This window comes from Kitasatospora sp. NPDC057738, assembly GCF_042798815.1.
Classification (GTDB): domain Bacteria; phylum Actinomycetota; class Actinomycetes; order Streptomycetales; family Streptomycetaceae; genus Kitasatospora; species Kitasatospora lactacystinica.
Genome location: NZ_JBHVJT010000001.1, coordinates 24,298 through 40,349, shown reverse-complemented (window position 1 = coordinate 40,349; position 16,052 = coordinate 24,298). Strand labels below are relative to the sequence as shown.

Here is a 16,052-nt window from a genome sequence, read left to right as displayed (position 1 = left end):
GACCGTGAGCCGCACCGAGAGGAACGAGCAGCATGACCGACCAGGCCCCCGAGCCCTTCGAGCCCGTCGACGAGGACTGGCAGACCGCGCTGGCGATCGTCGCCCACCCCGACGACATGGAGTACGGCGGGGCCGCGGCCGTCGCCCGCTGGACCTCGCAGGGCAAGAAGGTCGTCTATGCGATGGTCACCAGCGGCGAGGCGGGCATCGACTCGCTGGACCCGGCCGAGTGCGGCCCGCTGCGCGAGGCCGAGCAGATCGCCTCGGCGCGCGTGGTCGGCGTCGACACCGTCGAGTTCCTCGGACACCCGGACGGGGTCGTGGAGTACGGGCTGCCGCTGCGCCGGGACATCGCCCGGGTGGTGCGCAGGCACCGGCCGGACATCGTGATCACCAGCAACTTCCGGGACACCTACGGCGGGCAGTTCCTCAACCAGGCCGACCACATCGCGGTCGGCCGGGCCACCCTGGACGGGGTCCGGGACGCCGGGAACCGCTGGGTGTTCCGCGAGCTGCTGGCCGAGGGCCACGAGCCGTGGAACGGCGTGCGGCAGATCTGGGCGGTGGCCTCGCCGGACGCCGGGCACGCGGTGGACACCACCGCGCACTTCGACCGGGGCGTCGCCTCGCTGGAGGAGCACAAGGCGTACCTGGCCGGGCTGGGCGGGGCGATGGCGGAGCCGCGGGAGTTCCTGGAGGGCTTCGGCCGGGGCGCGGGCAGCCGGCTGGGGACGCGCTTCGCGGTGCCGTTCGAGGTGTTCCCGCTGCGCTGACCCGCGGCTACTCGGGCCCGGCGCCGGTGTCGGTGCCCTTGCCGGTGCCTGTGCCAGTGCCCGTGCCGGTGCCTGCGCCCGTGCGGCGCCGGCGCCGGTGGCGCAGCACCTGCCGCAGCAGGACGGCCGCGACCAGCACGCCCAGCCCGACCGCGAACCAGACCTGGTAGCGCAGCGCCGTGCGGTACACCGCGCCGATGTTGGCCCCGGCGAGGTAGCCGAAGGTGCCCCAGACCGCCGTCCACAGCACCGCGCCCAGCAGGTTGAACGGCAGGAACCGGCGCCAGGGCATCTCCGTGGTCCCGGCGATGATCCCGTTGTACTGGCGCAGCCCGTCCACGAAGCGGGCGACCGTGACCACCTTGCCGCCGTGCCGGGCGAAGAAGTCCTCGGCGCGGTCCATCCGGGCCGGGGTGAGCAGCACGTAGCGGCCCCAGCGGTGGACGAAGGCGCGGCCGCCGGTGCGGCCGATCAGGTAGCCGAGGCTGTTGCCGAGCGCGGCGGCGCCGGTCGCGACCAGCAGGACGGCGGCGAAGTCGAGGTGCCCGGCGCCGGCGTACACCGAGGCCAGCACCAGCACGGTCTGCCCGGGCACCGGGATGCCGCAGTTGTCGAGCAGCACGAGCAGCGCCACCGCGAGGTACCCGTAGTGGTCCAGCAGTGGCGCGAGCCCGGCGAGTGCCCCGGGCAGCGGGGTCGTGGGAGCGGACACCGCTCCTCACCACCTCGCGCGGGGCGGGGTGACGGGGGTGTCGGTCAGAGGTTCGCCTCGCGACGCTCGATGTTGCAGTCGGGGCCCGGGTAGATCAGACCCTCGTGGCCGTCCTCGAACCGGACCATGTACGGCGGCTGTCCGTCGGTGCCGCGCACCTCGACGATCTCGCCCTTCTGGTCCACCATGCCCACCGACCTGCTGTGGATGTGGAGCTGGTCACCTACCGCTGCCTGCATGGTCTGCTCCCTCGGGTCGTGTGCCCGGCCGCCTCCACGGCCGTTCCCGCTATCCACTGTGCTGCGGGTGCGGCGGGCGCGCAACGCCTCGGGCGGACGGGGCGCGCGAGGGGCGCGGTGCCCTGCCTCAGCGGGCGGAGGACTGTTGCGCGAGGTAGCCGCGGACCAACCGCTTGCACTCGGCGATCAGCGCCGGATCGCCGTCGGGGGCCTCCCGGAAGGCCAGCTTGAGCACCGCGTCGGCGGCTTCCAGGGCCACCCGCAGGGCCAGCGTGGTGGCCGACGGGTCGCCCGCCCGGAACAGTTCGCCGCCGAGCGCCTGGAGCCGCAGCGCCACGGCGGTGTTGTTGTCCACGCCCGCGTCCAGCAGGTGCAGGTCGTCCTGGACGCCGGTGGGGACGGCCGGGCCCGCCAGGCCGAAGTCCAGCTGGCCGAAGCCCGGCACCGCCCGCTTCATCGCCACGAACTCCTCCACCGCCAGGTCGGTGAAGAGGGCGGGGCCGACCGGCGCGGCGGCGGCCAGCCGGGCGTCCAGGCGCTGGAGGTAGTGGTCGAGGTTGCGGGTGGCGAGCGCGGCCAGCAGGTCCTCCTTGCCGGCGAAGAACTGGTAGAGGGTGCCGATCGGCACCTGGGCGCGCTGGGCGACTTCCTTGGTGGTGAGCGCGGTCGCCCCGACCTCGTCCAGCAGCCCGGCGCAGGCGTCCAGGATGCGGCCGTACCGCTCCAGGCTGCGCTGCTGGACCGGGCGGCGCCTGACCGGTCCGGGGGCGGGGTGACTCCTGTCGCTCATGACCTCACTGTGCCGCATCCGCCGTGACGGCGGCGAATCACCGGGGCGCGAACGGCCCGGAGTTCCCCGTGGGACGGGAGCCGACTGGTGGCCGGAGCTGAACGGCACGGTGGCGGGAAGGTGTCCACGAGCTGGTATAGGCCTTGTCGTGGACGCGATGACAGGTTCATACTCCTGGGGCGGACTACTTTGCGTGATCAACGCATGCCTCTTCGTGGTGATCGCGATTCAGCTGTGGCGGCCGAGACGCCCGTGACGGACGCACCGCCGCCACCCGAGGTCTGGACGACACCGTGTGCCTCCACTTCCCGCGCCACGTCCTGTGGCGTCACGACCCTGTGTGTGCCCGCCCGACGGAAGGAGGGGATCGGTTCGGTGACGCCGCACTCCGGAGGGCGTGAGGCCCTCGACACCGCGCACCGCCGCCAGTTCCTGGAGTCCGGGTACCTGGTCCTGCCCGGCCTGCTGCCGGAAGCGCTGCGCGAACGGCTCGCCCCCGAGGTCGACCGGTGGGTGGACGAGGGCCTGCGGGCCCGGTCGATCGCCGCGTGCGCCGACCCCTTACGCCACGGACCGCCCCCGCTGCTGGAACTGGAACTGCCCGCCCACGGCGAACTCCTCACCCACCCACCGCTGCTGCGCACCCTGACCCGCCTGCTCGGGCCGGACTTCGTCTTCCACCACCTGCACAGCGACCGCCAGGACCCGGGGATCCCGGGCAAGGCCTGGCACCACGACTGCGAGCCCAACGACCGCTCCGACCCGTCGCTGCTGATGGTCCACGCGCTGCACTACCTCGGCGGACTGGACGAGCGGGTCGGCAGCCTGGCCGTGCTGCCCGGCTCGCACCTGCGCACCGTCGGCAAGTCCGCCTTCGCCCACCACGGCACCGCGGAACTGCCCGGCGAGGTGGTCCTCGACCGGCTGCCGCCCGGCTCGACGGTGCTGCTCAACTCGGCGCTGTTCCACACCCGCAGACCGGCGCCCGAAGGACCGGGCCACCCCCGGTACTTCGTCGACGCCTCCTACTGCCAGGTGGGGGCGCGCTGGCGTCCGGTGAAGCCCTATTGGCGACAGATGCTCGCCCGGGCCCGCGAACTGGACCTGGCCGACGGCCAGTGGCCCGAGCTGTTCGCCGAGCGGCACTTCACCGAGTACACCGCCGGCGAACACGCCCGCACCGAGTACACCGGAACCGTCTGAGGAGCACTGCCGTGGAGATCGTCACCGCCGTCGCCTTCCCCGAGGTCCACGACGCCTACCTGCGGGACCACCCGGTGGAGCGGGCCCACGAGGCGAACAGCAACATGTACGGCGAGGAGAACCTCGAACGTGCCGACCGCATCCCCGGCGGCTGGTGGCGGATCCGGCTCTCCCGGGCGGACGTCCTGGGCGTCGTGCTGCCCTGGCACCTCAGCGAGGGCGGGGAGCTCGAAACGGTGCCGCGCTCCGGGCTGACGGTGGCCGAGGCGGCCGAGCGGGTCCGCGCCGGCGGAGCCGCCTGGGCCGTCGCCAACCCGGTCTGCGCGGCCAAGCTGCGGCTGCTGCGGTGGGCACCGTTCACGCCCGTCTTCCTCAGCACCGCGCCGGTCGACCACTCCGACTACGGGGACCTCGCGGTCCGGTCCGGGCTGATCCACCTCGACGGCCTGCACCGCATGCTGGCTTGGGAATTGGCCGGACGGCTGCCCGAGCGGGCGCTGCTCGACGGGTACCTGGTGGGCGACCCGGCGGTGGTCGCCGGGCCGGCCCGGGCGGGCCGGACGGGGGGCGAGTCGGCGTGACCCCCGCGACGCAGCACCTCCGCTCCGCGTCCCGCGGCCACGCGGCCGACCCCGTCCGCGGCGCCCGCTCGCTGCCCGAACTGCTCGCGCACCTCGCCCGGGCCCACCCCGACCGGCCCGCCCTGGGCGACGGGGTCCGCAGCTTCGACTACCGCACGGTCGACGCCGCGGCCGGCCGGATCGCCGCAAGGCTGGCCGCCGCCGGCACCGGCCGGGGCGACCGGGTCGCCCTGGTCGGGCCCCGGGACGCCCGGATGCTGGTGCTGCTGTACGGGGTGCTGCGCTCGGGCGCGGCGGCCGTGCTGGCCGATCCGGACTGGTCGGCGGCCGACCTGGCCCGGCGGCTGGCGTCCGTGCGGGTGGCCCGGGTGCTGGCCACCGAGGGCGGGCTCGGCGGGGAGGTGGTGGACGTCGGGGCCGGACGGACGCCGGGCGTCGAGGACGCGGAGGCGCCGAGCACCGAGGGCGCCGAGGCGCCGGGCACCGGGACCGGGCAGGCGCCGGGCACCGGCGTCGGGGTCGCACCGGCCGTCGAGGCGCTGCCGGGGCCGCGGTCGGCGACCGTCGAGGTACGGGGCGAGGACCTCGCCTACCTCTCCTTCACCTCCGGGTCGAGCGGCGAGCCCAAGGCGGTGGCCGTCACCCACGCCAACGCCGTGCACTACGCCCGGGCGCTGGCCGGGCGGCTCGGCCTCACCGAGGCCGACGCCCCGTGCGCCGCGCACGTCACCACCCTGGCCGCCGACCTCGGCCACACCGCCTGGCTGCTCGCCCTGGCCACCGGCGGCTCGGTGCACCTCGTGCCGGACCGCGAGGTGCGCGACCCGGAGGCCTTCTGGGCCTCGCTGCGGCGGGCCCGGGTGGACGTGCTGAAGACCACCCCCTCGCACCTGACCGCCCTGCTGGAGGGCCGTCCGGCCGACTCCCCGCCGCTGCACACCGTGCTGCTCGGCGGCGAGCCGCTGCCCCGTCCGCTGGCCGCCGCCCTGCTCGACCGTGGCACCACCGCGCGGCTGGCCAACCACTACGGCCCGACCGAGACCACCGTCGGCGCCACCTGCCTGCTCGTCACCTCCGCCGGCCAACTGCCCGCCGAGGAGCCGACCGTGCCGATCGGCATCGGGATCGGCGAGGTGCTGCTGACCGTGGTGGACGGCGCCGGCCGGGCGGTACCGGACGGCACGGTCGGCGAACTGCTCATCGGGGGCCGGGGCGTGACCGCCGGCTACTACGGCCGGCCGGCCGAGACCGCACGCGGCTTCGTCCGGCACGACGGCCGACTCGTCTACCGCACCGGGGACCTGTGCCGCCGGCGGGCGGACGGCGACCTGGTCTTCCTGGGCCGGGTGGACCGCCAGGTGAAGGTCCGCGGCTACCGGGTGGACCTCGCCGAGGTCGAGCGGGCGATGGACGGCCACCCCGGCGTCGCCCGCTCGGCGGCGCTGCTGCGGGAGACCGCACTCGGCAACCAACTGATCGGCGTGGTAAGGCTGTTGGGAGGCGCCGACGGCTCGGAGGGGCCGACGGGGACAGCAGGGCCGACGGGGGCGGCAGGGCCGACGGGGTCGGCGGATTCGGCGGATTCGGTGGGGTCGGCGGGGGAGGAGACGCTGGAGGACCTGCGCGCGCACCTGCGGGACCGGCTGCCCGGCTACTCCGTGCCGCAGCCGATCCTGGTGCTGCCGCAGTTCCCGGTCGGGCCGAACGGCAAGCTCGACCGGCAGCGGCTGGCCGAGCTGGCGGCCGAACTCGTCGAGGCCCGGGCGGAGTCCAGCGGCACCGCCGGGAGCGGCCCGGCCGGGGAGATCGCCCGGTTCTGGGCGGGCGCCCTCGGCCTGCCCGCGGTCGGGCCGCGCGCCGACGTGCTCGCCCTCGGCGGGGACTCCATCCTCGCCATGCGCACCATCGCCTTCCTGCGGCGCTCCGGCCTGCGGGTCGCCTACGAGGACTTCTACCGGCACCCGACGGCCGAGGGCCTGGCGGCGGTCGCCGTCCCGGCCGCGCCGTCCGTCCCCGCCCCGCGCGGTGACGCCGGCGGCTACCGACTCGCCCCGGCGCAGCGCTGGTTGTACCGGCAGCGGTCGCTGCGGGAGCCGCGGCACTGGAACCAGTCCGTGCTGCTGCGCTGCCGCACCGCCGTCGACCCGGAGGCGCTCTCGGCGGCCGTCGCGGCCGTCCTGGAGCGGCACCCGGCGCTGCGCCGCCCGGTCACCCCCGACGGCTGCGGCGAGCTCCGGGAGGTGGCCGGGCTCGACCCGGTCTCCTGTTCCCGGATCCCGAGCGCGGCCGGGGAGATCGCCGACACCGTCGCCGGGGTCTGCACCGAACTCCACCGCAGCCTCGACCCGGCGGCCGGCCGGCTGCTGCGCGCCCACCTGTTCACCGGTCCGCCCGGCACCGACGACCGGCTCGCGCTGATCGCGCACCACCTGGTGGTCGACGGGCTGTCCTGGCGGATCCTGCTGGACGACCTGGCGCACGCGTACCGGGCGGTGCTCGACCGGAAGCCGGCCGATCTGCCGCCGACGGCGGACTTCTACGCCTGGGCGGCGGCCGCGTCTCCCGCCGTCGAGCCGGTCGCCGTCGAGCCGGTCGCCGTCGAGCCGGTCGCCGGGGAGGCCGAGGAGCCCGCGGTCGGGGAGGTCGCGATCGGGGAGCCCGCCGTCGGGGAACTCGCCATAGGGGAGCCCGCCGTCGGAGAGGTCCAGGAGCCCGGGGCGCTCAGCTGGGCGCTCGACCCGGCGGCCACCGCCCGGCTGATCGCCCGGCACGGCGCCGGGTCCGGGCTGGAGGCCGTGCTGCTGGCCGCCTTCGCCGCAGCCGTCACCGGCGACAGCGGCCGTCCCCGGCTCGCGGTGGAGGTCGAGACCCACGGCCGGGACGCGGTCGGCGACGAGGGCGAATTCCTGGACACCGTCGGCTGGTTCACCGCCGTCAAGCATGTCGCTCTGGACGCCGGGGCCACCCCGGACGCCGTGGCGCGGCGGCTGCGCGAGGCACCCGTCCGGCCGATGGACGCGCCCGGCGGGCGGCCCGCCGTCGGCTTCAACTTCCTCGGCACCTTCCGGCTGCCCGAGGAACCCGCGCTGGACTGGACGGTCGCCGCCGAACAGGCCGGGACGGCCCGCTGTACCGGGGGCGACCCGCTGTACGAACTGCGCCTCACCGCAAGGGTGGTGGAGCAGCGGCTGGTCGCCGACCTGGTGTACGGGCGGCCCGGCCTGCCGCACTCCGCCGCCGATCGGATCACCGGGCGGTTCGCCCGGGCGGTGGCGGCCGAGGCGCGGGCCCCGGAAGCCGCACCGGTCGTCCGGGCGCCGCTGTCCACCTCCGGCCAGCTGCTGCACCCCGGCGTCGCCCCGGCGGCCCGGGCGAGGGTGGGCGAACCCGCCCGGGTGCTGCTCACCGGCGCCACCGGCTACCTCGGGCGGCACCTGCTGGAGGCCTTCCTCCGCCGCGGCGCCGAGGTCACCTGCCTGGTGCGGGCCGCGGACGACGCCGAGGCGCTGAAGCGGCTCGGTGCCGGGGCGGCCGGCCCCGTCCGCGCGCTCGCCGGGGACATCGACCGGGACGGCCTCGGCCTCTCCCCGGCCGGGCTGGAACTCGCCCGGGGCACCCACCTGGTGGTGCACGCGGCGGCGGACGTCCGGCTGGTGGCCTCGCCCGACGAGCTGGAGCGCACCAACCACACGGCGGTGCGGCGGCTGCTCGACTGGCTCGGGGAGAACGCGCCGGACGCCCGGCTCCACCACGTCTCCACGCTCGCCGTCTCCGGCGGCGTCGACGGCCCGCCGCGCCGCTTCAGCGAGGCGGACCTGGAGATCGGCCAGTACTTCCGCACCCCGTACGAGCGGACCAAGTACCGGGCCGAGCAGGCCGTCCGGGCCTGGGCCGCCCGCGGGCACACCGCCCACCTGCACCGCAGCGGCCACATCGCGGCGCACAGCCGGACCGGCGCGTTCCAGGCCAACGCCGGCGACAACCGGATCTACCAGCTGATCCGCGGCTACCTGCTGGCCGGCGCCGCGCCGAGCCGGCCGGACACCGCCTTCGCGTTCTCGTACGTGGACACGGTGGCCGCCGGGATCGCCGCGATCGCCCTCGACCCGTACGCCGCGCCCGGCGCGTACCACGTGGAGACGCCGCACGCCGTCCCGCACGACGAGCTGGTGCGGTGGCTGGCCGGGCACGGCCACCCCGTGCGGCTCACCGACGAGGAGGGCTTCGCGGCCGCCCTGGCCCGGGCCGAGCGCCGCCACCCGACGGCCGCCCGGGTGGCCGCCGCGTGGGCGGCGCAGGAGGAACGCAGGGTGCTGGTGGACAGCGCGTACACCACCGCGGTGCTCGACCGGCTGGGCGTGCGCTTCGCCGCGCCGACCCCGCAGTGGTGGTCGGCCGCGCTCACCTGGGCCGCCGAGGCCGGCTACCTGCCGGGCGTCGGCCCGATCCCACCCACCCGTGACGACATCCGTGACGACATCCGTGACGAACGTCGCGACCGACGTCGTGACGACATCCGTGAAGGCAGGACCAACCCGTGAAGGCAGGCCCCGTGTCCCAGCTCTCCCCGGCGCTCAAGCAGGCCACCCCGGTCGTCGCCGTACGCGGCGAAGGACTCCACCTCTACGACGCCGCCGGCCGCAGCTACCTCGACTTCACCTCCGGAGTGGGGGTGACCAGCACCGGCCACTGTCACCCGAAGGTGGTCGAGGCCGTCCGGGAGCAGGCCGGCCGGCTGATCCACGGGCAGTACACCACCGTGCTGCACGACCAGCTCCTCACGCTCACGGAGCGGCTCGGCGAGGTGCTGCCGCCCGGGCTGGACTCGCTGTTCTACGCCACCGCCGGCACCGAGGCGGTGGAGGCCGCGCTGCGGCTCGCCCGGCACGCCACCGGACGGCAGAACGTGATCGTCTTCGAGGGCTCCTTCCACGGCCGGACCATGGGCGCGGCCTCGCTCACCACGGCCGGCACCCGGTTCCGGGCCGGTATCGGCCCGCTGATGCCCGGGGTCGCGGTGGCGCCCTTCCCGGCCGCGTTCCGGCTGGGCCTGTCCGAGGACGAGGCGGTCGCGCACGCCCTGCGCGGACTGGACGAGGTGCTCGCCACCGTCTCCGCGCCCGCCGAGACGGCCGCCGTGTTCGTCGAGCCGGTGCTCGGCGAGGGCGGCTACGTCCCGGCCCCGCCCGGCTTCCTGGCCGGGCTGCGCGAGCGGGCCGACCGGCACGGCATCCTGCTGGTGGTGGACGAGGTGCAGACCGGCTTCGGCCGTACCGGCCGGTTCTGGGCCCACGAGCACGAGAGCGCCCACCCGGACGGGGCCGGCGTCCGTCCCGACGTCCTGATCACCGCCAAGGGGCTGGCCAGCGGCTTCCCGCTGTCCGCGATCGCCGCTTCCACCGAGCTGATGGGGCGCGCCTGGCCGGGCTCGCAGGGCGGCACCTACGGCGGAAACCCGGTGGCCTGCGCCGCCGCGCTGGCGACCCTGGACGTGCTGCGCGAGGAGCGGCTGGTCGAGAACGCGGCCGAGCAGGGCGTCCGGCTGCTGGCCGGGCTGCGGGCGGTGGCCGCCGGGACGCCCGGGATCGCCGACGTCCGCGGGCTCGGGCTGATGGCCGCCAGCGAGTTCTGCCGTCCCGACGGCACGCCGGACCCGGAGGCGGCCCGGCGCGCCCAGCAGGCCGCGGCCGAGCACGGGCTGCTGCTGTTGCTGTGCGGGATCCACCTCAATGTGGTCCGGATGATCCCCGCGCTGGTCGTCACGGCCGAACAGATCGACGAGGGCCTGGAGTTGTGGGCGAAGGCCGTCGCGGCCGGCGGCCGGTAGGGAGGAGAGGACATGGATGCGGTGACCGAAATCGGCTGGAGCAGCCTGGAGTTGGACGCCCGGCGGGAGCTCTGGTCGCTCCCGCTGGGGGAGCAGGAGCGGCGGCTGCTCTGGGCCGACGCGCGGGCCGGGCGGTGGGACGCGGCCGGGGAGGTGCGGGCCCGGCTGCGGGAGTTCGTCCGGAACGCCGCCGACTCGGTCGGCATCACCCATGTGAGCGGCCTGGTGGATCCGGCCCTCCCGGAGCAGGAGATCACCGAGGTGCTCTCCTTCCTGCTGCGGGACTTCGGCCGGATCGTCCCGCAGAACGGGCGCGGCGACCTCACCTCGGTGCTGCACGACCAGGACGGCGACGGCAACACCGAACTCGGCTTCCACTGCGACACCTGCGACCTGCTGGTCCTGCTCTGCCTGCGGCCCGCCTTCGACGGCGGCGGGCTGACCAAGCTGGCGAGCGCCCGGCACGTGCACGACCTGATCCAGCGGGAGCGGCCCGACGCGCTGGCCACGCTCCGCGAGGAGTGGACCTTCGAGCGCAGCGGCCGGGCCGGCCCGCAGGTGGTGGTCACCCCCATCCTGTACGACCGCAAGGACGGGACGGTCGGCTGCTACTACCAGACCCGCACCGTCCGTTCCTCGCCCGACCGCGGCGGGCCGGAACTGACGGACCATCAGTGGGAGGCGCTCGGCGTGCTGGACGAGGTGCTCTACCGGCCGGAGATCGCCTTCGGGCTGCCGATGGCCGCCGGGGACCTGCTGATCATCCGCAACAGCCGGGTGCTGCACGGGCGTTCGCCGTTCGTCGACGAGCCCGGGCCGTACTCCCGGCGGATGCTGCGGGTCTGGGTGAACGAGGGGGAGGAGTGGGCGCCGTGACCACCGGAGGAGAGCCCGGTGCGGTGACCGCACCGCACGGACGGGTGGCGATCGTCACCGGCGGGGGCAGCGGGCTGGGCCGGGCCTCGGCGCTGGCCCTACTGGCGGCCGGCTGGACCGTGGTCGTCGCCGGGCGCCGCAAGGACGCGCTGGAGGGGACCGCGGCCCTGGCCGGCCCGGCCGCCGACCGGGTGCTGCCCGTCCCGACCGACATCCGCAGCCCGGAGGAGGTCGCCCGGCTCTTCGACACCGTCCTCGACCGGTACGGCCGGCTGGACCTGCTGTTCAACAACGCGGGCGCCGCCGCCCCGCGCCGGCCGATCGCCGAGACCCCGTTCGAGGACTGGAACCGGGTGCTGGACACCATCGTCACCGGCGGATTCCTCTGCGCCCGCGAGGCCTTCCGGGTGATGAGCACCCAGTCCCCGCAGGGCGGACGGATCATCAACAACGGCGCGCCCTCGGCCTACGTGCCGCGCCCCAACTCGATCGCGTACACCGCCGCCAAGCACGCCGTCCTCGGCCTCACCAAGGTGCTCGCCCTGGACGGCCGGCCGTACGGCATCTCCTGCGGGCAGATCGACGTCGGCAACGTCACCCCGGTGGACGGCGGCCCGCAGCCGGCCGCGATGCAGGCCGACCGGACCATGGCCGTCGAGGCGACCATCCCGGTGGACCGCTTCACCGAGGCGCTGGTGCTGATGGCCTCGCAGCCGCCGGACACCACCATCCAGTCCCTGGTGGTGCTGCCGACCACCATGCCGTTCGTCGGACGGGGTTGAGCCGTGCTGGTCAGTGCACGCTCCTTCGCGGAGTACCGGGCGATGTTCGCGCTGGGGGAGCGGGACCTGGAGCAGCGCATCCTGGACTGCCCGGCAGGCGCGGCGAGCTTCGTCGCCGAGGCCGGGCGGCGCGGTGTCGACGCCGTCGCCGTCGACCTCCAGTACGCCGAGCACCGCGAGGAACTGGGTCTGCTGGTGGAGCGGGAGACCGCGTTCAAACGCGAGCTGCTGGTGAAGGAGACCGAGGGCTGGGACCGGTCCTGGTACGCCGACGCGGACGACATGATCCGCCAGTGGACCGCCAACGCCCGTACCTTCCGCGCCGACATCGCCGCCCGACCCGAGCGCTACGTGGCCGGCTCGCTGCCCCAACTCCCCTTCGCCGACGACTCCTTCGACCTGGTGCTCAGCTCGCACCTGCTGTTCTCCTACGGCAACCGGCTGGACGAGGACTTCCACCGGGCGGCCCTGCTGGAACTCGCCCGGGTGGCGCGCCGGGAGGTCCGGATCTTTCCGCTCGTGGTGTACGACACGGGAGTCCGCTACCAGGGGCTGGACCGGCTGCGCGGGGAACTGGCCGAACTCGGCGTCCCGAGCCGGGTGGAGCAGGTGTCCTACGAGTACCGGCCCGGGGGGAACGAGTTGCTGGTGCTCTCCACCGCCGCCCACCGGCCGTCGGCCCGGACCGCACCGGCCGCGGCGGGCGCACCGGGCGCGGAGGGCGCGGCGGAGGCCGTGGACCCGGTGCGGTGGCGGCACCGGGAGCCGGGGACCTGAGCGGCCGGCCGGTCGCGGGCCGGACGACGGGAACCGGGGTGGGCGCGGCGGCTTTGCCGCGCCCGCCCCGGTGGTCCCGCGGGGCGGTCAGTTGACGAAGACCGCCGGGCCGCCCGCCTGGCTGGTGTCGGCCACCGGGCCGTACGTCGCGGAGAAGTAGCCGTCGGCCGGGCAGAGCGTCGAGCCGCCGCTCTTGGCGAAGTGCTCGGTGCGGAACGCCAGGCTGTGCGCGGCGTTGTCGGCGTTGCCGGTGAAGGCGCCGCTCAGCTGGTAGGAACAGGTGATGGTGCCGAACCAGGTGTCCAGGACGGCGGTGGCCTGGATCGTCCCGGCGGACCCGCCGGTGAGGGTGACCGGCAGGCCGGGTGCGTCGGAGACGGTGACGCCGTACGGCAGGTTGCCGACCGTCAGGCTGCGCACCGAGGTGACCCCGGTGACGTTGGCGGTGCACGAGCCGAAGGTCAGCCCGGTCAGCGAGGCGGTCGCGCTGCCCGGCGCCGCCGGGTTGCCCAGCACCGAGGCCGAGAGCTGCGACGTGGCGCAGGTGACGCCGGTGGTGCTGGTCGCGGTCGAGTAGAAGGTGGCCTTGGTGCCGGTGGCGAGCGGCGCGGCGAGCGCGTCGCCCACGGCGACGGCGGTACCGCCCGCGCTCCCGGTGGTGAGCACCGGACCGGCGGCGAGGGGCTGCGGCGACGCGGAGGCGGGGGCGGCGGCCAGTGCGCCGGCCGCGCAGACGGCGGCGGCGGTGACGGCGAGGTGACGGCTGAAGCGCATGGGAAAACCTCTTCCTCGGTGAGGGGCGAGAAGACGTCCTCTCGCGGCTCCCGAGCGGTGGGGACCGGGGAGCGCGCGGCGTTTCCGGTTTCCCTACGGTCCAGCCGTGACCGTGCGCCGTCAAGGCGATGGGACGAACTTGCTGACTTTTCGTCAATAAACCCCAACTCGCCGTCTCCGGAGGCGGCTTGAACGCCGGCTCACCGACCCGGCCCCGCGACCCCGAGGGGCCGGAGCACCCGGCGGCCCCGCCGCCTGCGAGAATTCCGGCATGGCTGAGCACGACAGCGACCACGGCTACCTCCTGGACAACCGCCAGTCGGAGGCGGGCATCCGCTTCCGCGCCCTCGCCGAGCTGTTCGACCCGGTGACCTTCCGGCACGTCGACGCCCTCGGGATCGGCCCCGGCATGCGCTGCTGGGAGGTCGGCGCGGGCGGCCCCTCGGTGCCGCTCGGGCTCGCCGAACGCGTAGGCCCGACCGGCACGGTGGTCGCCACCGACATCGACGTCTCCTGGACCGCCCCCGCCGCCGGCGGCGTGATCGAGGTGCTGCGCCACGACGTGGCCGCCGACCCGCCGCCGCCCGGCGGCTTCGACCTGGTGCACGCCCGGCTGGTCCTGGTGCACGTCGCCGACCGCGCCGAGGCCCTGCGCCGGATGGTCCAGGCGCTGCGCCCCGGCGGCCGGCTGCTCCTGGAGGACGCCGACCCGGCCCTCCAGCCGCTGCTCTGCCCGGACGAGTCCGGGCCCGACGAGCGCCTCGCCAACCGGCTGCGGTCGGGCTTCCGCACCCTGATGGCCGGGCGCGGCGCCGACCTCGCGTACGGGCGGACGCTGCCCCGGGCGCTGCGCGAGGCCGGCCTCGTCGACGTCCGGGCCGACGCCTACTTCCCGATCACCTCGCCGGCCTGCGCGGTCCTGGAGGACGCGACGGTCCGGCAGATCCGCGGGCTGCTGGTGCGGGAAGGGCTCGCTACGGACGAGGAGATCGACCGCCACCTGGCCAACGTCGCCGGCGGCCGGCTCGACCTGGCCACCGCCCCGATGATCTCCGCCTGGGCGCGCCGGCCGTGAACCGCCGCCCGGCCGCGGACCGGACTCCGGCCGCGGACCGCCGCCCGGCCGCGGACCGCCGCCCGCGCCTGCTCGTCGTGAGCGGCCCGCCCGGGGCGGGCAAGACGACGCCGGCGCACGCCCTCGCCGACGCGCTCGGCCGGCCGGCGGTCTGCCGGGACGAGATCAAGGAGCGGATGGCCGCCGCCGGGGAGGCGCCGGCCGAGGACCTGGACCGGCGGACGCTGCACGAGTTCTTCCGCACCGCCGAGCGGCACCTGCGCGCGGGAACGGACCTGGTGGCCGAGGCGGCCTACCAGGACCGGCTGTGGCGGCCCGGGCTGACGCCGCTCGCCGACCTCGCCGAACTGCGCATCGTGCGGTGCACCGTGGACCCGGAGGCCGCCCGCGAGCGGATCGCCCGCCGGGCCGCCGGGACGCCCGGCCGTGCCGTCCACGCGGACGGCGAACTGCTGCGCCGCATCGCGCGCGGCGAGCGGCCGATCGAGTCCTGGACACCGATCGAGCTGGACGCCCCCTGCCTGGCCGTGGACACCACCCGGGGCTGGAACCCGCCCCTGGAGCGGATCGCGGCCTTCGCCACCGGCGCCGCCGAGGATCCCTCCGGCCGGGAGGGGAACCGGGGGCCGTCGTCGGTCTAACCTCGACGGTATGGACGCGTTCGAACACCCGGGCGGACGGGCCGCCGTGCCACCGGGGGAGCGGCTGGAAGCCCTGGTAGGGCTGCTGGAGCGGCGTGGCACGGTGGTGCTCAGCGGGGCGGGCCTGTCCACCGAGTCCGGGATCCCCGACTACCGCGGCGCCACCGGCCGCCGCCGCAGCGGCACCCCGATGACGTACCAGGAATTCACCGGCAGCGCCGACGCCCGGCGCCGCTACTGGGCCCGCAGCCACAGCGGCTGGCCCGCGATCGCCGGAGCCCGGCCCAACGCCGGACACCACGCGGTGGAACGGCTGCGCCGGGCCGGGCACGTCGCGGCGGTCATCACCCAGAACGTGGACGGTCTCCACCACGCGGCCGGCACCCGGGAGGCCGTCGAGCTGCACGGCGGACTCCGCCGGGTGGTCTGTCTCGACTGTCGCCGCTCCAGCGCCCGGGCCGAGCTGGACCGGCGGCTGGAGGAGCTCAACCACGGCTTCCGGCCGACCGGGGCGGAGCTGCGGCCCGACGGCGACGCGCGGCTGCCGCAGCCCGTGGTGGACGGCTTCCGGGTCGCCGCCTGCACGGACTGCGGCGGAGTGCTCAAGCCCGACGTGGTCTTCTTCGGCGAGAACGTCCCGCCGCCCCGGGTCGAGCACTGCTTCGAACTGGTCGACGCGGCCAGTTCGCTGGTGGTCCTCGGCTCCTCGCTGGCGGTGCTGTCCGGGCTGCGCTTCGTGCGCCGCGCCGCCCGGTCGCGGCTGCCGGTCGCGATCGTCAACCAGGGGCCGACGCGCGGCGACGAACTCGCCGCGCTCCGGCTCGACCTGCCGCTGGGGCCGGCCATGACGGAGGTCGCCCGGCTGCTCGACGCGGCCTGACGGGCCTGTTCGCGGCCCTGGGGGGGGGAGGGGGGATCGGGGGGCGGGGGGGGGGGGGGCGGGAGGGGGGGGGGGGGAAGGTGAGGAGGGAGGGGAGAGAGGCACCCGCGCGAGAAAAACAA

Annotated in this window: 15 protein-coding genes; 11 read left to right on the top strand and 4 right to left on the bottom strand. The window is 75.7% G+C overall.

The features are described 5' to 3' along the window. Positions 1–32: 32 nt before the first annotated feature. The gene (locus ACFVGO_RS00120) at positions 33–773 is read left to right on the top strand and encodes a PIG-L deacetylase family protein (protein WP_359898513.1); all 741 of its coding nucleotides are present in this window, start codon (positions 33–35) and stop codon (positions 771–773) included. A gap of 7 nt (positions 774–780) precedes the next feature. Here the strand turns inward: ACFVGO_RS00120 and ACFVGO_RS00115 are convergent, their stop codons facing one another. From ACFVGO_RS00115 to ACFVGO_RS00105, 3 genes are all read right to left on the bottom strand, one after another. Further along, positions 781–1,485, bottom strand: a complete 705-nt coding sequence (locus ACFVGO_RS00115) for a DedA family protein (protein ID WP_380630411.1) — start codon at positions 1,483–1,485, stop codon at positions 781–783. Between the two features lie 44 nt (positions 1,486–1,529). Next, entirely contained in the window at positions 1,530–1,724 is a 195-nt protein-coding gene (locus ACFVGO_RS00110; protein WP_359898515.1) for a DUF1918 domain-containing protein, read from the bottom strand. Positions 1,725–1,851: 127 nt separating this feature from the next. Next, on the bottom strand, positions 1,852–2,514 hold the full coding sequence (locus tag ACFVGO_RS00105) for a TetR/AcrR family transcriptional regulator (RefSeq protein WP_359898516.1): 663 nt from the start codon (positions 2,512–2,514) through the stop codon (positions 1,852–1,854). A gap of 375 nt (positions 2,515–2,889) precedes the next feature. Here ACFVGO_RS00105 and ACFVGO_RS00100 point away from each other — a divergent pair, with 375 nt between their 5' ends. From ACFVGO_RS00100 to ACFVGO_RS00070, 7 genes are read left to right on the top strand one after another with little or no spacing between them, the layout of a single operon-like run. Next, on the top strand, positions 2,890–3,717 hold the full coding sequence (locus ACFVGO_RS00100) for a phytanoyl-CoA dioxygenase family protein (RefSeq protein ID WP_380348925.1): 828 nt from the start codon (positions 2,890–2,892) through the stop codon (positions 3,715–3,717). An 11-nt stretch (positions 3,718–3,728) separates the two neighbouring features. Next, positions 3,729–4,298 (top strand): DUF6309 family protein, encoded by a 570-nt coding sequence (locus tag ACFVGO_RS00095; protein WP_359898518.1) that lies wholly within the window; start codon positions 3,729–3,731, stop codon positions 4,296–4,298. Next, positions 4,295–8,839: an AMP-binding protein gene (locus ACFVGO_RS00090; RefSeq protein ID WP_380630410.1), complete on the top strand. Its 4,545-nt coding sequence runs from the start codon at positions 4,295–4,297 to the stop codon at positions 8,837–8,839. The genes ACFVGO_RS00095 and ACFVGO_RS00090 overlap by 4 nt, the downstream gene beginning before the upstream one ends. 11 nt (positions 8,840–8,850) lie before the next feature. Continuing rightward, the gene (locus ACFVGO_RS00085) at positions 8,851–10,125 is read left to right on the top strand and encodes an aminotransferase class III-fold pyridoxal phosphate-dependent enzyme (RefSeq protein WP_359898538.1); all 1,275 of its coding nucleotides are present in this window, start codon (positions 8,851–8,853) and stop codon (positions 10,123–10,125) included. 12 nt (positions 10,126–10,137) lie between these two features. Then, the gene (locus tag ACFVGO_RS00080) at positions 10,138–11,001 is read left to right on the top strand and encodes a TauD/TfdA family dioxygenase (RefSeq protein WP_359898520.1); all 864 of its coding nucleotides are present in this window, start codon (positions 10,138–10,140) and stop codon (positions 10,999–11,001) included. Continuing rightward, positions 10,998–11,783 carry an SDR family oxidoreductase gene (locus ACFVGO_RS00075; RefSeq protein ID WP_359898521.1) on the top strand — a complete coding sequence of 262 codons (786 nt, stop codon included), beginning with the start codon at positions 10,998–11,000 and terminating at the stop codon, positions 11,781–11,783. The genes ACFVGO_RS00080 and ACFVGO_RS00075 overlap by 4 nt, the downstream gene beginning before the upstream one ends. 3 nt (positions 11,784–11,786) lie before the next feature. Continuing rightward, positions 11,787–12,560, top strand: coding sequence for a class I SAM-dependent methyltransferase (locus tag ACFVGO_RS00070; protein WP_380630409.1), 774 nt, complete (start codon positions 11,787–11,789; stop codon positions 12,558–12,560). A gap of 87 nt (positions 12,561–12,647) precedes the next feature. Here the strand turns inward: ACFVGO_RS00070 and ACFVGO_RS00065 are convergent, their stop codons facing one another. Next, positions 12,648–13,334 (bottom strand): Tat pathway signal sequence domain protein, encoded by a 687-nt coding sequence (locus ACFVGO_RS00065; RefSeq protein ID WP_380630408.1) that lies wholly within the window; start codon positions 13,332–13,334, stop codon positions 12,648–12,650. A gap of 271 nt (positions 13,335–13,605) precedes the next feature. Between ACFVGO_RS00065 and ACFVGO_RS00060 the strand changes: the two genes are divergently transcribed. The 3 genes from ACFVGO_RS00060 to ACFVGO_RS00050 are packed head-to-tail and all read left to right on the top strand — an operon-like array spanning position 13,606 to position 15,930. After that, on the top strand, positions 13,606–14,409 hold the full coding sequence (locus ACFVGO_RS00060; RefSeq protein ID WP_359898524.1) for a methyltransferase domain-containing protein: 804 nt from the start codon (positions 13,606–13,608) through the stop codon (positions 14,407–14,409). Further along, entirely contained in the window at positions 14,406–15,050 is a 645-nt protein-coding gene (locus tag ACFVGO_RS00055) for an AAA family ATPase (protein WP_380630407.1), read from the top strand. Before ACFVGO_RS00060 ends, ACFVGO_RS00055 begins: the two co-directional genes overlap by 4 nt. A gap of 10 nt (positions 15,051–15,060) precedes the next feature. Further along, positions 15,061–15,930, top strand: coding sequence for an NAD-dependent protein deacetylase (locus ACFVGO_RS00050; RefSeq protein ID WP_380354774.1), 870 nt, complete (start codon positions 15,061–15,063; stop codon positions 15,928–15,930). The last annotated feature ends 122 nt before the right edge of the window (positions 15,931–16,052 follow it).